Consider the following 304-nt stretch of genomic DNA (forward strand, 5'->3'; position numbering starts at 1 on the left):
TGTGGGGAGGAGTGAAAGTCTAATCAAACGCAGAGATAGCTCGTTCTCTCCGAAATATCTTTAGGGATAGGCTTGCGCCACTACGCATTGGGGGTAGAGATACTGAATCGGCTTGAGGGCCTTACCAGGTTGCTCTGCTGAACCAAACTCCGAATACCAATGCGACTATCGCAGGACACAGACCGCGAGGGATAAGCTTCGCGGTCGAGAGGGAAACAACCCAGACCATCAGCTAAGGTCCCGAAATAGAACTCAGTCACAAAGGAAGTTGAGTTGCTGAGACATCCAGGATGTTGGCTTAGAA

General features: G+C 50.3%; 1 rRNA gene (running past both ends of the window). It reads left to right on the forward strand.

Annotated features, from left to right (window positions below):
- Nucleotides 1–304 (forward strand): 23S ribosomal RNA (locus JSS27_16895) (its annotated part extends past both window edges: 788 nt to the left, 1,020 nt to the right); the annotation flags it as partial.

It is taken from the genome of Planctomycetota bacterium (assembly GCA_018242585.1).
In the GTDB taxonomy this organism is placed as follows: Bacteria; Planctomycetota; Planctomycetia; order Pirellulales; family PNKZ01; genus JAFEBQ01.